The following is a 17,098-nucleotide window of genomic DNA, read 5'->3' as shown; positions in this document are numbered from 1 at the left end:
CGATATGTTTCTACTCTCATTTTACACCGTTTCTGCGATCTATCAAATGCCAATTTTGCTCATGAGAAAAGAGCCAGACACAATCTCTTAGCTCTCTCAGCGTTCTTTCTTTATTAAATCTTTCAATTCATCGATAAACACGTTTATATCCTTAAACTGCCGGTAGACGGAGGCAAAGCGGACATAAGACACCTCATCGATTTTCGCCAGACGGTCCATTACCATTTCTCCGACAAGTTCGCTTTTGACTTCAGATACACCTTGGTTTCTCAGCTCTTTTTCAATGTCAAAGCACATGTCTTCCAATGTTTTTAAAGGAACGGGCCTTTTTTCACAAGCTTTAATTAACCCGCGCAGCATTTTTTCACGGCTGAATTCTTCCCGGACGCCTTCTTTTTTCACGACGATCAGAGGCATCTCTTCAAACTTCTCAAATGTAGTGAAGCGGTAATGGCAGGCTTCGCATTCCCGCCTTCTGCGGATTGATTTCCCTTCGTCCGCAGGCCGTGAATCAAGTACGCGGGAACCGTTGTGCTGGCATGAAGGACATTTCAAATTGGATCAGCTCCCATCTGTTTCGTTGCTGTAATGCGGTTCGCAAGCTTCCGGTAAATGCCCGCCAACGTTTCTAGGATGAGCCTATTTGTTGGGAGAGCCGATAGACCGGCCTTATCTTTTCTATTTTACAAAAAAAATGCTTAAAGAAAAAGCAATGCTGTTTTTTTACATTAGAAAAGGAGCATCAGCTTCAAAGCGCGTAATGGCTTTTTCAGCTTAGCTCCCTTGTGTTTGCGTTTTGAAAATTACAGTACTTTCGCTTGTGCCTGTTTAATCTGTACAGGCCCCATTCCTCTCGGTATTTCAATGTTTTCTCTTGTATCTGCATGTAATGCGTCCGCAATGTAATCCGCAGCCACATTAGGATCCAGGTCTCCACAAGTATAAACATCAATGCTTGCATATCCGTGTTCAGGAAAACTGTGAATCGTTAAATGTGACTCAGAGATAATAACGACTCCGCTTACGCCTTGCGGTGCAAATTTGTGAAATGCGACCTCGCGCACTTCAGCTCCTGATTTCAAAGCAGCATTTACAAACGTTTTTTCAATAAAATCCATGTCATTGAGCTTATCAAAATCGCATCCCCACAGCTCGGAGATGACGTGACGCCCCATTGTTTCCATAATCATGGACCCCCCTTAACAAGAATTAAAAAAGTGAATTTCCGAGAACTGACCCGGCCATTTACCACGGGGGAAAGTTAGTCCGGAGAGGTCCTAACCCTTTAAGTAATTCCGAAGCAGTCACGAGCAAGAAGTTCACGAAAGATAGTATACTGTGTTTAAGTTTATTTTGCAAGGTGTGTTTTTTGCGAATATGCCGTTAAGGGTTTTTTTCTAACAAATGTCCATGATCTTTAGTCTACACAGCTGACGGGTGTTTCATTCGCGCGGCGACGTGACGGATAAGATCAACGACCCGGCAGGAATATCCCCATTCATTGTCATACCAGGCGAGCACCTTTACTTTTCGGTCTTCCATCACCATCGTTGTCAGTCCGTCGATGATCGCAGAGTGTGAATTCGTATTATAATCCGAAGAAACGAGCGGCTCATCCGAATAATCAAGAATTCCGTACATCGACGTTTTTGCGGCTCTTTGGAAAGCGGCGTTCACTTGCTCGGCCGACACATCTGTTTTCAGATCGCAGACAAGGTCCACTAATGACACATTCGGAACGGGAACACGCAAAGCGAGACCGTGAAGTTTTCCTTTCAAATGAGGCAGCACGAGCGACAGCGCTTTGGCGGCGCCTGTAGAAGTCGGAATGATGGATTCTCCGCACGCTCTCGCCCTCCGCAGATCTTTATGCGGATTGTCGATATTTTTTTGATCATTCGTGTAAGCGTGAACAGTCGTCATCAGGCCGCTTTCGATCCCGAATTCCTGATCAAGCACTTTGACGACCGGCGCAAGACAGTTTGTCGTGCAGGATGCATTTGAAATAATGACATGTTCATCGGGATTGAACTGCTCTTCATTTACTCCCATGACAATGGTAACGTCTTCATTTTTGCCCGGAGCCGTTAAAATGACTTTTTTCGCCCCTGCTTCAATATGGCTCATTGCTTTTTCTTTTGAATTAAATTTCCCCGTTGCCTCTACGACGATGTCTATTCCGCATTCTTTCCACGGAAGCTCTCTCGGGTCCCGGCGATTGAACAGCATAATATGTTTTCCGTTGACGATCAGGCTGTCGTCGGAGGTCTCAACTTCTTGATCGTATTTGCCGTGAATTGTGTCATACTTTATCAAATGAGCAAGCGTTTCCGGGGGATAGCTTGCATTAATGGCTGTTATTTGAATTTGATCATCTTCCATTGCTTTTCTGAACACCATTCTTCCGATTCTACCAAACCCGTTGATTGCTACTTTTACCTTCATGCTCAGGTCACCCCTTTTTAATATGCCACTCTAATTTACCTTTATTTATATATAGTATAACACATTAAAAGAAATCCGCCAGTACAACTTGATAAAAATCCACCCTTATACCGATCAATATGTTGTTCAATCGGTTTTTTTGCATATAAAATGATCTTTCTTCCATAAAAAAAGCAGGATCAGCGTCTCAGGCTGCCTGCTTTTTTCTTATATTTGTCCCGGTTCTTTAAATTTGTCATTTAAAATGCTGTCCTCTAAAACGGAAGACACCTCGCCGTACCGTTTAGCAATATGCATCGCGCCCCAGTCGCACAGCGCGTTTAAAATTCTTTCCAGACTGTGCCCGTATTCACTCAGCTCGTATTCCACTTTCGGCGGCACCTGATTGTACACGATCCGGTTGATAACGCCGTCAGCTTCCAGCTCCCGCAATTGCTGTGTCAGCATCTTCTGGGTGATGTCCGGCATAAGCCGCTTCAATTCGCTTGTCCGTTTTTTCCCGCGCATGAGGTGGCAGAGGATCACACACTTCCATTTTCCGCCGATCACTTCAAGCGCCGCCTCTACGGATATATTGTATTTTTTCTTCAGCAACGGTAATTCCTCCTCATCTATAGGAACTAAAAAGTGCCTATGGCACTTAAAAGTACGTTCTTTTCAATGACACTTCTATCGATCATAATGACATTTGCCGGCTGAAAAGGAATGTACTCTTATACTTATATCGTTTACCCGGCATCATTTCAACCATACATTATCGTTCAAGGAGGAAAACAGATGTCTTCACATCGCCAAAGCTATTTACCAGCGCTGCTGGCATTAGCCGTCAGCGCTTTTGCGATCGGCACAACCGAATTTATCAGCGTCGGGCTGCTGCCGCTTATATCTCAAGATCTGCATATACCTGTGACAACGGCGGGACTTACCGTTTCCATGTATGCTCTGGGCGTGACATTCGGCGCGCCGGTTTTAACGTCTCTCACATCCGGCATGTCGCGGAAAACGCTGTTGCTCTGGGTGATGTTAATTTTTATCGCCGGAAATACACTCGCAGCGAGCGCTTCCTCAATCGGCGTCTTACTGGCGGCACGGGTCATTTCGGCTTTTTCCCACGGCATTTTCATGTCAATCGGGGCAACAATCGCCGCCAATATCGTGCCGGAGCATAAAAGAGCAAGCGCGATTTCTATCATGTTTACGGGGCTGACGGTGGCTACGGTGACCGGCGTTCCATTCGGCACCTATCTCGGCCAGCAATTCGGATGGAGAATCGCATTTGCCGTCATTGTAGCGGTAGGAATCATCGCATTCCTCACAAACGCGCTTCTCGTTCCGTCACATTTGCGCAAAGGGACGAAAACCGCATTTGCCGAGCAGGTCAAACTCGTCACAAACGGCCGGTTATTGCTTTTATTTATCATTACCGCGTTAGGCTACGGCGGAACGTTTGTCGTGTTTACGTATTTATCTCCGCTTCTTCAGGAGGTAACCGGTTTTCAGAAAGAAACCGTCGCGGCCATCCTGCTCATTTACGGAATTGCGATTGCCATCGGAAACATGATTGGCGGCCGTTTATCAAACCGAAATCCGCTGAAAGCCTTGTTTTATATGTTCATTGTCCAGGCTGCTGTGCTGTTTGTTCTGACTTTTACCGCGCCGTTTAAAACAGCCGGGCTGATCACCATTATTTTCATGGGGCTGTTGGCGTTTATGAATGTGCCGGGGCTTCAGGTATATGTCGTGATGCTGAGTGAACGTTTTGCGCCAAACGCCGTTGATACAGCATCAGCCTTAAATATCGCGGCATTTAATGCCGGAATCGCGATCGGCTCGTTTGCCGGCGGAATCATTACAGACTCAATCGGAATCATTCATACCGCTTGGATCGGGGCGCTGATGGTGCTCAGCGCGGTTGTATTAACCGGATGGAGCAGGAAGCTTGAAAAGCGGGATCGCACTGCCCTTGAAAGGAGGTGAGTTTTTCTTCAGCGCATTTTGATTGTTTCAACAGACAACTAATAGGAGGAATATATACATGACAACACATTTACAAGCAAAAGCAACATTGCATAACGGAGTAGAGATGCCTTGGTTCGGCATCGGAGTTTTCAAAGTAGAGGAAGGCGCGGAACTCGTCAACGCGGTGAAAACGGCATTGGTGCACGGCTATCGCAGCGTTGATACCGCCGCGATTTACGGAAATGAAGAAGGTGTCGGCGAAGGCATCCGCCAAGGGCTGCAAGAAGCGGGATTAAAACGTGAAGACATTTTTGTCACGTCAAAAGTATGGAATGCCGATTTAGGATATGAAGAAACGTTAAAAGCGTTTGACACAAGCTTAGAAAAACTCGGTTTAGATTATTTGGATTTATATTTGATCCATTGGCCTGTCGAAGGAAAGTACATCGATGCGTGGCGGGCGCTCGAAACCCTCTACCGGGATGGACGCATTAAGGCGATCGGGGTCAGCAATTTCCAAATTCACCATCTGAAACATCTCATGAAAGAGACGGAAATCAAGCCGATGATCAACCAGGTGGAGTACCATCCTCGTCTGACACAGAAAGAACTGCTTGCTTTCTGCACTGAACAAGGCATTCAGCTTGAAGCGTGGTCGCCATTGATGCAAGGTCAGCTGCTTGATCACACCGTTTTACAGGAAATCGCTGAGAAGTACGGCAAATCAGCCGCCCAAGTGATTTTGCGCTGGGATTTGCAGAACGGTGTCATCACCATTCCGAAATCAACGAAAAAACACCGTATTGAAGAAAATGCAAATGTCTTTGATTTCGAACTGTCAGCTGACGATATGAAGCGGATTGATGATCTGAACGAAAACCTCCGTGTCGGTCCTGATCCTGACAATTTTGATTTTTAACCAAAAAAACACCGTTCGGCTTTCCGAACGGTGTTTGTTTATGCCCAGCCGCTCAATACTTCCTCAAGCTGGTGCTTTGTATATTCAAGACTGCCGCTGTTATCAATGACGGCGTCAGCTTTTTTTGTTTTATCCGCTAAAGGCATTTGCGACGTTATCCGGCTCATCGCTGCTTCTTCTGTAAGGGAATTCCGCTCCATCAGCCGTTTAAGCTGAATGTCTGCCGGTACGGTGACGACGAGCACCTTGCCGACAAGATAATCAAGCCCGCTTTCATACAAAAGCGGTATATCCAAAACGACGAACTGCTCTTTTCGCGCAACGGCTTCATCCCGCTGTTTCAGCATTTCCGCACGTACTGCCGGATGAACGATCTGATTCAGCTTCAGACGCTTCTGTTCGTCAGTGAAAACGATAGAACCGAGTTTTTTTCTGTCAATACCGCCATTTTCCAGCAGGATGTCTTTTCCGAATGCCTCCACAATTTGTCCGTAAGCCGGCATTCCTTTTTCCACCGCCTGTTTTGCGATGACATCCGCATCAATGACTGTTATTTTTTTGTCGATCAGCATACGCGCTACCGTGCTTTTGCCGCTTGCGATGCCTCCCGTTAAACCGATGACCAAGCTCAAAAAGCCCACTCCTTCTTACATTTTCCAAATCCCGATGATAATCAGCAGGACTCCCGGCAAAAATGTCATTTTATCTATCCAATTCCATCTTGAAAGCAAATGCCCCGCGTTTATGCCGAGTGAAACAAACAGCGAGCTCATCAGCCCGACAGTCACGCTCATCATAACCGGAGAAAAGCCGAGAATGGCCGCTCCCAGCCCGGCGCCAAACGCGTCAATGGATAAGGCGATACCGAGCAGAAGCGCCTCGACTCCGTTAATGGTTCCGGATTGATCAATATCGGCGCTGGTCGGTTTTTTCAAAATATGAATGACGATGCCGAGCGATTTCACTTCAAGATTAAGTAACGTTTTTTCATGCAATAAGTAATCCGGCTCTTTAGCCGGTTTGAAAAATTGCCAGATGACCCATGCCCCGATTCCGATTAAGATCAGCCCGCCCAGTTTTTCCGTGACGGATACGGGAAAAATCTTTGTCAGAAAATGGCCGATCAGCATGGATATAAACATCACAGAGGCTGAACAGCAAGCGATCACGGCAATCGCTTTGAACGGGATTTTCATTTTTCTCAAACCATACGTAAACCCGACTGAAAAACTGTCCAAGCTGACAGCAAAAGCCAAAAGCAGCAAAGAAACAATCTCCATATCCGTTTCTCCCTTTCTCTTGATCGGCAATTGTGACATATGCCTATTGGGTGAATCACAATATATATATGGAGAAAGGTCATCAACTGTGTTAGAAAAAAGTCATTCTGCTGCCGCCTGCTTGAACCGCTTCAGTTTATGATTTTTTTTGGCAGCGGGCGCAAAAATGAGTACCCCTTCCGCCGACCACGATTTTAGAAATCATCGTGCCGCACGTTTTGCACGGCTCATCCTTTTTGCCGTATACGTAATGTTTGAGCTGAAACATTCCGATTTCCCCTTGAGAATTGATATAAGACCGGACGGTGCTCCCGCCCGCGTCAATCGCTTCCTGAAGGGTGTCTTTAATTTCTGTATGAAGCGTTTTTATCTGCCCGTCTGACAGACTGTTCGCTTTTGTCTCAGGATGAATACGCGCCCGGAATAAAGCTTCATCGACATAAATATTGCCGAGGCCGACGACCGCTTTTTGGTCGAGCAGGGCGGTTTTCACCGCGCGGTTCGTTTTTGCAAGCCGCTCTTTTAAATAAGCAGCGGTAAATGCTTCATCATCGGGTTCGGGCCCGAGCTGTGAAAGCGGTAATGCATTCAATTCCTCTCCCGGCGCAAACAAATGCATCGTGCCGAATTTCCGGACATCCCGGTAGCGGAGCTGTGTTCCGTCCGTCATGTGAAACACGACGTGCACATGTTTATCGTCAGGCTCATCGGCCTGATGAAGACCGTATTTCCCCTCCATCCGCAGGTGGGACACCATGACATAATGATCCAGATGGAAAAGCAAAAACTTTCCCCTTCTTCCGATGGATCGGATTGTTTCTCCTTCAATCTGCCGCGCGAATTCCTCCGGCTCGGCGGGTTTTTTGATGATATTCGGCCATCTGATATCCGCCGATTCAATCGTTTTCCCCTTCACAAGACCGGTCAGAGTGCGCCGGACCGTTTCAACTTCTGGTAATTCCGGCACAATCATCACTTCCTTTTTCTCTGTTTACTTTGCATCGTACCAAGACGGCCCTGAAGCATAATCCGCCTTCAGCGGCACGTCTAATGCCAAAGCATGCTCCATCACTTCAGGAACCAGCTTCTCTAATATTTCAATTTCTTCCTTAGGCGCTTCAAAAATCAATTCATCGTGCACCTGAAGCAGCAGTCGCGCCTTCAGGTTTTTTTCTTTCAGCTCAGCTGCCATGTCAATCATGGCTTTTTTAATAATATCGGCGGCGCTTCCCTGAATCGGCGTATTCATGGCCGTCCGTTCCGCAAAGCTCCGCAGGTTGAAGTTGCGGCTTGTCAGCTCAGGAATGTAGCGGCGGCGCTGCATAAGTGTCGTGACATATCCTTTTTGCTTCGCTTCCTGCACCGATTCTTCCATATACGCCTTAACGCCCGGGAAGCTCTCCAAATAGCGGTCTATAAAAGCGCCCGCTTCTTTCCGGGTGATGCCGAGGTTTTGTGACAGCCCGTAATCACTGATGCCGTAAACAATACCGAAATTGACGGCCTTTGCCTGGCGGCGCATCGCTTGTGTCACTTCATCTTCACTGACATGAAATACGTCCATGGCGGTTTTTGTGTGAATATCCATGTCATTCGTAAACGCTTCGATCAGATTTTCATCTTTTGAAATATGCGCAAGCACCCTTAATTCAATTTGTGAATAATCGGCGGCGAAAATAAGCCAGTCCGGTTCGGACGGTACGAAAGCCTGACGGATTTTCCGCCCTTCCTCCAGCCGGATCGGAATATTTTGCAGGTTCGGATCCGTTGAGCTGAGGCGTCCGGTTTGAGTCAACGCCTGATTGAATCGTGTATGCACCTTATGAGAATCCTTGCGCGTGACCTTTAGCAGCCCTTCTATATAAGTCGATTGAAGCTTGCCGATTTGTCTGTATTGCAGAATGTGCGCGACGATATCATGTTTGTCTGCGAGCTTCTCAAGCACATCAGCTGAAGTGGAATAGCCTGTTTTTGTTTTCTTTACTGGCGGCAGGCCGAGCTTTTCAAACAGAATGACGCCGAGCTGTTTTGGTGAATTGATGTTAAACGGCTCACCGGCGATGTCATGGATTTTTTCTTCATATTCTTTCAGCTTCGCCTTAAGCTCTTCGCCCATTCGCTTCAGTCTTTCAACATCCACTTTGACGCCCATTGACTCCATTTCTCCGAGAATAAGCGCAAGCGGGAGTTCGAGATCTTCATATAATTCAAGCTGATTATTTTCTTCCAAAGCGTCGAGCAGTTTGTCACGGAGGCTGTTAACGGCAGACGCTTTCCGCGCGAGATGATCGGCAAGCTCTTTTTCAGCCGGAACGGCGCGCTTTGCGCCCTTTCCGTATACCGCTTCATCTTTTGAAACGATATTCAGCCCGTATTCTTTCGCTACGCTCGCGACATCGTCGTACGAATTGCCCGGGTTTATAATGTAGGCAGCAAGAAGCGCGTCAAATTCCGTTCCCTTCAGCTCAATTCCCTGCCAGCGCAAAGCGACGACGGAACGTTTGCTGTCGAACACCCACTTTTTCATCGATTCATCTTCAGCCCAAGATTTAAAAGCTTCAGACTGAATGGCGATTTCTTTCGGAATATAATAAAGACCTGTTTCATTCACGATGGAAAAGCCGAGGATCGGTTCTTCGTGATAGTTATCACCGATTTGTTCAACGACCAAAGCGGACGGCGAAACGAGCATATCTTCGGTGATTTCTTCTGCCGTTTCAACATTGATGTCTTCAAAATTTTCTTCCGCCGTTTCGCCGCTTTCTTCACCGAGCCGCTCAAGAAGCGTATTAAAACCGAGGTCTTTAAAAATGGCAACAACTTGTTCACGGTCAAACCCTTGGTAATCTAAATCTTCGGGCTTGACTTCAATCGGCGCATTTGTCATAATCGTCGCCAGCTCTTTGCTCATCAGGGCTTGTTCCTTATATTCTTCAAGCTTTTCTTTTAATTTTTTTCCGCTGACTTCATCAATGGAATCAAGCAGTTTCTCAACCGAATGGAACTGCTTTAAAAGCTTAATCGCGGTTTTTTCTCCGACGCCGGGGACGCCCGGTATGTTATCGGATGAATCCCCCATTAATCCCTTCATATCAATGATTTGCAAAGGGGTCAGACCGTACTTTTCTTGCACGTGCTCCGGCGTGTAATCTTCCACGTCAGTAATGCCTTTTCTCGTAATGGCAACGGTCGTTTTCCCGGTTGCAAGCTGGGTTAAGTCCTTGTCCCCCGACACTACCTTTACTTCGAAGCCTTCTTTTTCAGCAGAAACGGCAAGGGTGCCGATAATATCGTCCGCTTCATATTCAGGAAGCTCGTAGCGGCTGATTTTGTAGGCATCAAGGAGCTCGCGGATGAACGGCATCTGTTCTGAAAGCTCCGGCGGCGTTTTTTGTCTTCCGCCTTTATATTCTTTAAACGTGCTGTGGCGGAAAGTGGTTTTTCCCGCATCAAAAGCCACCAGCATGTGGGTCGGCTTTTCATCTTCCAGCATTTTCATTAAAATCATCGCAAACCCGTATACGGCATTTGTATGGATGCCTTTTTCATTGCTTAAAAGCGGCAATGCAAAAAACGCCCGGTACGCCAGACTGTTTCCGTCGACAAGCACTAATTTTTTTCGTTCCGTCATTCAATATCCTCCTAAGAGCAAAAGCTCGTCATTCCTCTATTTTTTAATTTCACAGCTTCTCTTATTTTAACAAAGTTCAATTTGAAAGGAAAATGAGCGAACCCCGTGAAAACGCAAAAAAGGACGGGAACAAGAAAACACGTTCCCGCCGTCAAAATTGGCTCCTTGGATGAAGGGGTTCTGTTACATCCTAACAAGATAGGTTTAACAGGTCATGAAGAAATTGTTAATCCTTTGTAAAGCTGATCACGCTTCCGGCTGCCGCTTCAGCGTCACGGTAAATACAGTCCCCTGTCCCGGCTCGCTTGTGACCTCGATTTTACCTTCATGGGCTTCTATTAAGTGCTTCACGATGGCGAGGCCGAGCCCGGTTCCTCCCGAGTTGCGGCTTCTGTCTTTATCCACGCGGTAGAATCTCTCAAATATCCTCGGGATCTCTTCCTTTTGAATGCCGATTCCCGTATCGGACACTTTGATATCGACAACGGTTTCTTTCACATGTACCGAAATCCCCACCGTCCCTTTTTCAGGCGTGTAGGTCAGGGCATTGTTCGCCAGATTCAAAAACACCTGCTTCAGCCTGTGCGCGTCACCCGTCACAAAAATCGGCTCTTCCGGGAGATCGAGCTGAAAGCTGATGCCTTTTTCCGCAGCCTTATGCCGCAAAAGCGCTTCAATTTCATGCAGAATTTTTGCGGCGTCAAAGGACTCTACGCGCATCGTAAAGTTTTGCTGCTCCATCTTGGATAAATCCAGTAAATCCTGCACGAGAGATTGGAGCCGCTCACTTTCTTTCAGAATGATAGACAGAAAGTCTGAAAGCGCCTTTTCGTCTTTCATCGCTCCGTCTAACAGTGTTTCCGTAAATCCTTTAATCGAGGTGATCGGTGTTTTCAGTTCATGGGAGACATTGGCGACGAAGTCCTTTCTCATCTGCTCCAATTTTTTAATTTCCGTCATATCGTGAAAGACGAGGACGATGCCCTTCCATTCATCGTCAGGGCCCATGATCGGAACGCCGTCAACTTCAAAGTAGCGCCGCTCAATGTTGATGGGAAGTCTGAGCAGCTGGCATTTTTTCGTCTCCGTCATAAAAATGTCTTCGACAAGCCGAATGATCTCCTCATGTTCAAACGCATCATGGTAAAGGCGCCGAAGCAGACGTTCAGGATTTGTATGAAACTGCTTCGTGTATGACCGGTTCACGAGATTGATAAAACCTCTCCCGTCTATTAAAATCAAACCGGATCCGATATTTTCAATGACGGTTAACAGACGATCGCGCTGCATATCCTGCGTTCTCGTCATTTCCATTAAATCGACCGCCAGGCTGTTCATCGCACGGCCGAGACGGTCCGACCGCCTTGCGTAACCGCTGTAGGAGCGGGCGTCATAATTCCCCTTGGACAGCTCCGTCGCCACCTTTGTCGCGGCGTCGATTGATTTTTTGTAACGGGACGTCATGTTTGTATAAAAGAAAACGATAATGATAAAAGCGGTACAAAGACTTGCTGCCAGCATGCCCCACATTTCTCCGGTAACGCTTGAACCGCCGTTGATCTCAGAGGAAACGAGTACATACCCCGCAATTTTCCCGGCGTCATTTTTTACGGCAGTGCCGCGGATGACTTTGCTTTTCGACTGTACGGCTTCCTCGCTTTTATTGTGAGAAATGAACTCCTTTACGGCTGAATCATCAGCACGACTGCCGGAATGAAATACGGCGTCACCCTTCTCGTTGAGCAAAGAGACGTTTATACCGAGGGTGCGGCCGGCGTCACGGATTACCGTTTCATTGCTTTTATTGCCGATTCGGCCGGTGTCAAGAAGGCCCGCTATGTATACCGATTCCTTTTTCAGCTGATCCGCCGTTCTTTCTTCAGCGGATGAAGAAATAAGCTGCTGTAAAAAAAGGCCGAGAACACTGAAAACCAATATGATACATACAACGAGTAAAGCGAACAGACGCACACGGACTTTATTCATTCATTTTTGGCTCCTCCAGTTTATACCCCAAACCTCTGATTGTTTTAATATAGATGGGTTTTTTGGTATTTGATTCGATTTTGTCGCGCAGATGGCTGATATGAACGTCAACAATCCGGGTATCCCCGGCAAAATCATAGTTCCAGACCGCGCTCAGCAGAAGATCTCTCGTCAGCACTCTTCCCTTATGTTTTCCCAAATACAGAAGCAGTTCAAATTCTTTAGGCGTCAATTCCAGCTGTTCTGACTTGAAGTACGCTTCGTAATGCTCCGGAAGAATTTTCAGCTCGCCGATGAGGATCTGCCCGTCCTTTTCCTCTTCTCTGCCTTGTGCCAGCGAAGAAATGTCAGCCCTTCTTAAAATGGCTTTCACCCGCGCAGTGACTTCCCGCGGACTGAACGGCTTTGTCATGTAATCATCCGCTCCGAGCTCCAGTCCCAGCACCTTATCAAACTCCTCATCTTTTGCTGTCAGCATCAAGATCGGAACCATCATTTTCTGCTGTCTGAGCTGTTTACAGACGTCGATTCCGTCCACTTTCGGCAGCATGACATCCAGTACGATTAAATCCGGATTTTCGTTCTCTGCCTGCTCCAAAGCCTCTTCGCCGTCTGATGCGGTAATGACATCATAGCCGGACCGTTCCAGATTATACTGTAAAAGAGTAACGATAGATTGTTCATCATCTACAACTAAAATTTTTTTGTTCATGCTGCGCCCTCCGCTGTCTATTTTCCCCGACATCCAATTTTCTCTATTTTATGTGCTGCATATCACTTTATGATTTCATTTTATCCAATACTGCCCGTTCAGACAATTCGCCTTTTTGATCATTTTCAGAGAAAGGATCGCTCAGGGAAAAAGAAAACGCTTTCATTAATTGTAAAAAGAGGAAGGCTTCTGATTCGGAAGCCTTCCCTTTTTTCTTATGACAATACTTTCATCACGTTTTTGACAGATTCAACTGATTTACTCAGCTGCGCTTTTTCATAGTCTGTCAGTTCAAGCTCGATGATTTGCTCTAGGCCGTTTCCTCCGATAATTGTCGGTACGCCTAAGTAAATGCCTTCATGACCGTATTCGCCTTCTAAGTAAGCGATGGTCGGAAGCACGCGGCGCTGATCTTTCAAAATGGCTTCTACCATTTCAGTCAGTGATGCAGCAGGCGCGTAGTAGGCGCTTCCGTTGCCGAGAAGGTTGACGATTTCCCCGCCGCCTTTTCTTGTGCGTTCTACAATCGCATCAAGACGGTCTTTCGGGATAAGCGTTTCAAGCGGAATGCCGCCCGCATAGGAATAACGGACGAGAGGAACCATGTCGTCACCATGTCCGCCAAGAACAAAACCGGTCACATCTTTTACAGACAGGTTTAATTCTTCAGCGACGAATGTTCTGAATCGCGCAGTGTCAAGCACTCCGGATTGTCCGATGACGCGTTCTTTCGGGAAGCCTGATTCTTTGTACACCGCATATGTCATAGCATCAACAGGGTTTGTCAATACAACGATAATGCAGTCAGGAGAATATTTCACGATCTCACGTGTGACGCTTCTCATGATTTTTTCGTTTGTAGATACGAGATCATCACGGCTCATGCCCGGTTTTCTCGCAATTCCGGCTGTGATGACGACGATATCAGAACCGGCTGTGTCCTCGTAGTTGGACGTGCCTGTGATTTTCGCGTCAAATCCTTGAACCGGACTTGCTTCGAGCATGTCTAGCGCTTTTCCTTTTGTCGGGTTTTCTAATTGCGGAATATCAACGAGCACAACGTCCGCAAGCTCTTTTTGAGCTGTCAGAAAGGCTGTTGTCGCTCCCGTAAATCCTGCTCCGATAACAGAAACTTTACTGCGTGTTTTTCCCATGATTCTCTTCTCCTTTTTTGGCTTCATTAGAAGTCTGCTTTAGGTTCAGTCCATGTTTTTAATTAGCTCTTCACCAAACTCTGAACATTTCACTTCAGTTGCGCCGTCCATTAATCTAGCAAAATCGTACGTTACTACTTTTGAAGCAATCGTTTTTTCCATAGATTTAATGATCAAGTCAGCAGCCTCATTCCAGTTCAGGTGTTCAAGAAGAAGCACTCCTGAAAGGATGACGGATGACGGGTTGACTTTGTCAAGGCCGGCATATTTAGGAGCCGTTCCGTGAGTCGCTTCGAAAATCGCATGCCCTGTTTCATAGTTGATGTTCGCTCCAGGCGCGATTCCGATTCCGCCTACCTGAGCGGCAAGCGCATCAGAGATATAGTCTCCGTTTAAGTTCATTGTCGCCACGACGTCGAATTCGCTCGGACGGGTTAAGATCTGCTGAAGGAAAATATCAGCGATGCTGTCTTTGACGATGATTTTTCCTGCCGCTTCCGCGTCGCTCTGCGCTTTATCAGCCGCTTCTTTTCCGTCTTTTTCGACAATACGGTCATATTCTGCCCAAGTGAATACTTTATCTCCGTATTCTCTTTCGGCAAGCTCGTAGCCCCAGTTTTTAAATGCCCCTTCAGTGAACTTCATGATGTTTCCTTTGTGGACAAGCGTGACAGACTTACGGCCGTTTTCGATCGCATACTCAATGGCAGCTCTGACTAAGCGGCTTGTGCCTTCTTCAGAAACAGGTTTGATGCCGATTCCTGACGTTTCAGGGAAACGGATTTTGTTAACACCCATTTCATTTTGCAGGAAGCTGATCAGCTTTTCAACCTCTTCAGAACCTTTCGCATACTCAATTCCGGCATAAATATCTTCCGTATTCTCGCGGAAAATGACCATATCCGTATCTTCAGGTCGTTTAACCGGAGAAGGCACTCCCGTGAAATATCTGACAGGGCGCAGGCACGTAAACAAATCAAGCTCCTGTCTCAGCGCCACGTTCAGAGAACGGATACCGCCGCCGACCGGTGTCGTCAGAGGACCTTTGATGGCGATGAAGTACTCTCTGATGTCTTCCAGCGTTTCGGCAGGAAGCCACTCACCTGTTTTATTATAAGCCTTTTCACCGGCATAAACTTCTTTCCACGTGATTTTTTTCTCGCCTTTATATGCTTTTTCAACAGCGGCTTCCAATACTTTAGAAGCGGCGTTCCAAATATCAGGGCCTGTGCCGTCGCCTTCAATAAACGGGATAATCGGATTATTTGGTACGTTTAATACTCCATTAGAGACTGTAATTTTTTCACCTTGTGACACAATATTACCTCCCAGTATGTAATTCATATTTAGAAAACATTTTATTTTTCTTGTATAGAAAATAAAATGACTTTTCTCAAGATTCTATCAAAATTGTAAACCAATCCGGGCTTGATTAACAAGAGGCTAACGACATGAAAATCACCAGCCTCCCGTTTGATCAGGCTCTTTCATCAATCGGAACAAAAGTCTGCTTATCCGGACCCGTGTAATCAGCGCGCGGGCGGATGAGGCGGTTGTTATCGTACTGTTCAAGAATATGGGCGATCCATCCTGACATTCTGCTGACCGCAAAGATCGGCGTGAACAGATCGTGATCAATGCCGAGACTGTGGTATACAGATGCGGAATAGAAATCAACGTTAGGCGGGAGTTTTTTCTCCGACGTCACGATTTCTTCGACACGGATTGACATATCGTACCATTTGCTTTCACCCGTCAGATTCGTCAGGCGTTTGCTCATTTCTTTTAAGTGTTTGGCGCGCGGGTCTCCATGCTTATACACACGGTGTCCGAAGCCCATTACTTTTTCCTTTTTCTCCATTTTGCTGCGGATATAAGGCTCGGCGTTTTCCACCTCGCCGATTTCTGTCAGCATTTTCATGACGGCTTCATTGGCTCCGCCGTGAAGCGGCCCTTTTAAAGCGCCGATGGCAGCAGTGATGCCTGAGTAAATATCAGATAAGGTGGCGACACATACTCTCGCCGTAAATGTTGATGCGTTCAGCTCATGATCCGCATGAAGAATGAGCGCTTTGTTAAACGCTTCCACTTCGATCGGAGAAGGCTCTTCACCGTTTAAGGTGTAAAGGAAGTTCTCCGCGATTCCGTACTCTTCCTTCGGTTCAACAGGATCAAGTCCTTTGCGGATTCTTGAGAAAGCGGCGACAATGCCCGGCACTTTCGCCTGCAGACGGATGGCTTTTCTATAGTTCGCTTCCGGATTCATAACATCGGCTTCACTGTCAGTCAGACCGAGTAATGAAATCGCCGTCCGGAGAGCAGCCATTGGATGTACGTTATTGAGGGGATAGGATTTGAAGTGCTCAATGATTTCTTGTGGAACGGCAGCTTCTTTCGCAAGCTGTTTTTTCAGTTCAGCAAGTTCCGTTTTATTCGGCAGGCGCAGATGCCACAGCAAATAAATAATTTCTTCAAAACTTGCATTCTCTGTCAAGTCGTCAATATCGTACCCTACATATGTAAGGGTATCGTCGATAATAGAGCTTACAGATGATGTTGTTGCTACAACCCCTTCAAGACCGCGTGTTGCTGTCATATTCAACCTCTCCTTTTCAATCAAAATTCCCCTTTAAAGAGTATATAAAACATACGGCTTACTTAAAATGAGTCATGCAAACACTCCCTTTCCCCTTCAAGAAAATGCTTACATTTCACTGGTTGCGGTTACATAACCGATATGCTTATAGAGGAACATAACAAATTCTTATAAGCTTATTTAAGTTTAAGCCTATTCTTATTATAAACAATAATCTGATTAATTTGTAGACTTTTAACTAAAAATGTTTTAAAAGCCCTATATATCAAGGCTTGGCGTTGATAAATTTAATCGTTTGCTTTCAGGCGCTTTGTAAAACCATGTATTCTCATGTTTTCATTTGGGGGAGTTTTGGAGGAGACTTTAAAAGGACAGGCGCGACAACTTCACCGCAAATTTAACCCCCCTTCTTTACC

Annotated in this window: 15 protein-coding genes; 2 read left to right on the top strand and 13 right to left on the bottom strand. The window is 46.4% G+C overall.

The window, feature by feature from the left end; all coding sequences use genetic code 11:
* Nucleotides 1–96: 96 nt before the first annotated feature.
* From nrdR to BZ167_RS15880, 4 genes are all read right to left on the bottom strand, one after another.
* Nucleotides 97–555: a transcriptional regulator NrdR gene (nrdR, locus tag BZ167_RS15895; protein WP_003152473.1), complete on the bottom strand. Its 459-nt coding sequence runs from the start codon at nucleotides 553–555 to the stop codon at nucleotides 97–99.
* A gap of 248 nt (nucleotides 556–803) precedes the next feature.
* The gene (gene speD / locus BZ167_RS15890) at nucleotides 804–1,184 is read right to left on the bottom strand and encodes an adenosylmethionine decarboxylase (RefSeq protein WP_003152471.1); all 381 of its coding nucleotides are present in this window, start codon (nucleotides 1,182–1,184) and stop codon (nucleotides 804–806) included.
* A gap of 238 nt (nucleotides 1,185–1,422) precedes the next feature.
* The gene (locus BZ167_RS15885; protein ID WP_007408083.1) at nucleotides 1,423–2,445 is read right to left on the bottom strand and encodes a glyceraldehyde-3-phosphate dehydrogenase; all 1,023 of its coding nucleotides are present in this window, start codon (nucleotides 2,443–2,445) and stop codon (nucleotides 1,423–1,425) included.
* A gap of 207 nt (nucleotides 2,446–2,652) precedes the next feature.
* Nucleotides 2,653–3,039: a winged helix-turn-helix transcriptional regulator gene (locus BZ167_RS15880; protein WP_003152469.1), complete on the bottom strand. Its 387-nt coding sequence runs from the start codon at nucleotides 3,037–3,039 to the stop codon at nucleotides 2,653–2,655.
* 183 nt (nucleotides 3,040–3,222) lie between these two features.
* Here BZ167_RS15880 and BZ167_RS15875 point away from each other — a divergent pair, with 183 nt between their 5' ends.
* A complete protein-coding gene (locus tag BZ167_RS15875) occupies nucleotides 3,223–4,422 on the top strand; it encodes an MFS transporter (protein WP_061890765.1) in 1,200 nt (399 codons plus the stop codon).
* Nucleotides 4,423–4,480: 58 nt separating this feature from the next.
* Nucleotides 4,481–5,323, top strand: a complete 843-nt coding sequence (locus BZ167_RS15870; RefSeq protein WP_007408081.1) for an aldo/keto reductase — start codon at nucleotides 4,481–4,483, stop codon at nucleotides 5,321–5,323.
* A gap of 38 nt (nucleotides 5,324–5,361) precedes the next feature.
* On the opposite strand, the gene coaE is transcribed toward BZ167_RS15870, so the two are convergent.
* From coaE to citZ, 9 genes are all read right to left on the bottom strand, one after another.
* Nucleotides 5,362–5,955 carry a dephospho-CoA kinase gene (gene coaE, locus BZ167_RS15865; RefSeq protein ID WP_033574197.1) on the bottom strand — a complete coding sequence of 198 codons (594 nt, stop codon included), beginning with the start codon at nucleotides 5,953–5,955 and terminating at the stop codon, nucleotides 5,362–5,364.
* A 15-nt stretch (nucleotides 5,956–5,970) separates the two neighbouring features.
* Complete coding sequence (gene ytaF, locus BZ167_RS15860; RefSeq protein ID WP_003152461.1) at nucleotides 5,971–6,603, bottom strand: sporulation membrane protein YtaF; 633 nt, start codon at nucleotides 6,601–6,603, stop codon at nucleotides 5,971–5,973.
* Between the two features lie 136 nt (nucleotides 6,604–6,739).
* Nucleotides 6,740–7,570 carry a DNA-formamidopyrimidine glycosylase gene (gene mutM / locus BZ167_RS15855; RefSeq protein WP_095284170.1) on the bottom strand — a complete coding sequence of 277 codons (831 nt, stop codon included), beginning with the start codon at nucleotides 7,568–7,570 and terminating at the stop codon, nucleotides 6,740–6,742.
* Nucleotides 7,571–7,594: 24 nt separating this feature from the next.
* Nucleotides 7,595–10,234 (bottom strand): DNA polymerase I, encoded by a 2,640-nt coding sequence (gene polA, locus BZ167_RS15850; RefSeq protein WP_015417985.1) that lies wholly within the window; start codon nucleotides 10,232–10,234, stop codon nucleotides 7,595–7,597.
* Nucleotides 10,235–10,480: 246 nt separating this feature from the next.
* On the bottom strand, nucleotides 10,481–12,220 hold the full coding sequence (gene pnpS / locus BZ167_RS15845) for a two-component system histidine kinase PnpS (RefSeq protein ID WP_060674802.1): 1,740 nt from the start codon (nucleotides 12,218–12,220) through the stop codon (nucleotides 10,481–10,483).
* Nucleotides 12,213–12,932 (bottom strand): response regulator transcription factor, encoded by a 720-nt coding sequence (locus BZ167_RS15840; RefSeq protein WP_031379143.1) that lies wholly within the window; start codon nucleotides 12,930–12,932, stop codon nucleotides 12,213–12,215. Before BZ167_RS15840 ends, pnpS begins: the two co-directional genes overlap by 8 nt.
* A gap of 215 nt (nucleotides 12,933–13,147) precedes the next feature.
* Nucleotides 13,148–14,086, bottom strand: a complete 939-nt coding sequence (gene mdh, locus BZ167_RS15835) for a malate dehydrogenase (protein WP_003152455.1) — start codon at nucleotides 14,084–14,086, stop codon at nucleotides 13,148–13,150.
* A gap of 45 nt (nucleotides 14,087–14,131) precedes the next feature.
* Nucleotides 14,132–15,403 carry an NADP-dependent isocitrate dehydrogenase gene (gene icd, locus BZ167_RS15830; RefSeq protein WP_007408075.1) on the bottom strand — a complete coding sequence of 424 codons (1,272 nt, stop codon included), beginning with the start codon at nucleotides 15,401–15,403 and terminating at the stop codon, nucleotides 14,132–14,134.
* A gap of 160 nt (nucleotides 15,404–15,563) precedes the next feature.
* Nucleotides 15,564–16,682: a citrate synthase gene (gene citZ / locus BZ167_RS15825; protein ID WP_007613059.1), complete on the bottom strand. Its 1,119-nt coding sequence runs from the start codon at nucleotides 16,680–16,682 to the stop codon at nucleotides 15,564–15,566.
* Nucleotides 16,683–17,098 lie beyond the last annotated feature (416 nt).

The sequence above is a fragment of the Bacillus sp. 275 genome (genome assembly GCF_001999205.1).
Lineage (GTDB): Bacteria > Bacillota > Bacilli > Bacillales > Bacillaceae > Bacillus > Bacillus velezensis.
This window is presented reverse-complemented; position numbering and strand designations above follow the sequence as displayed.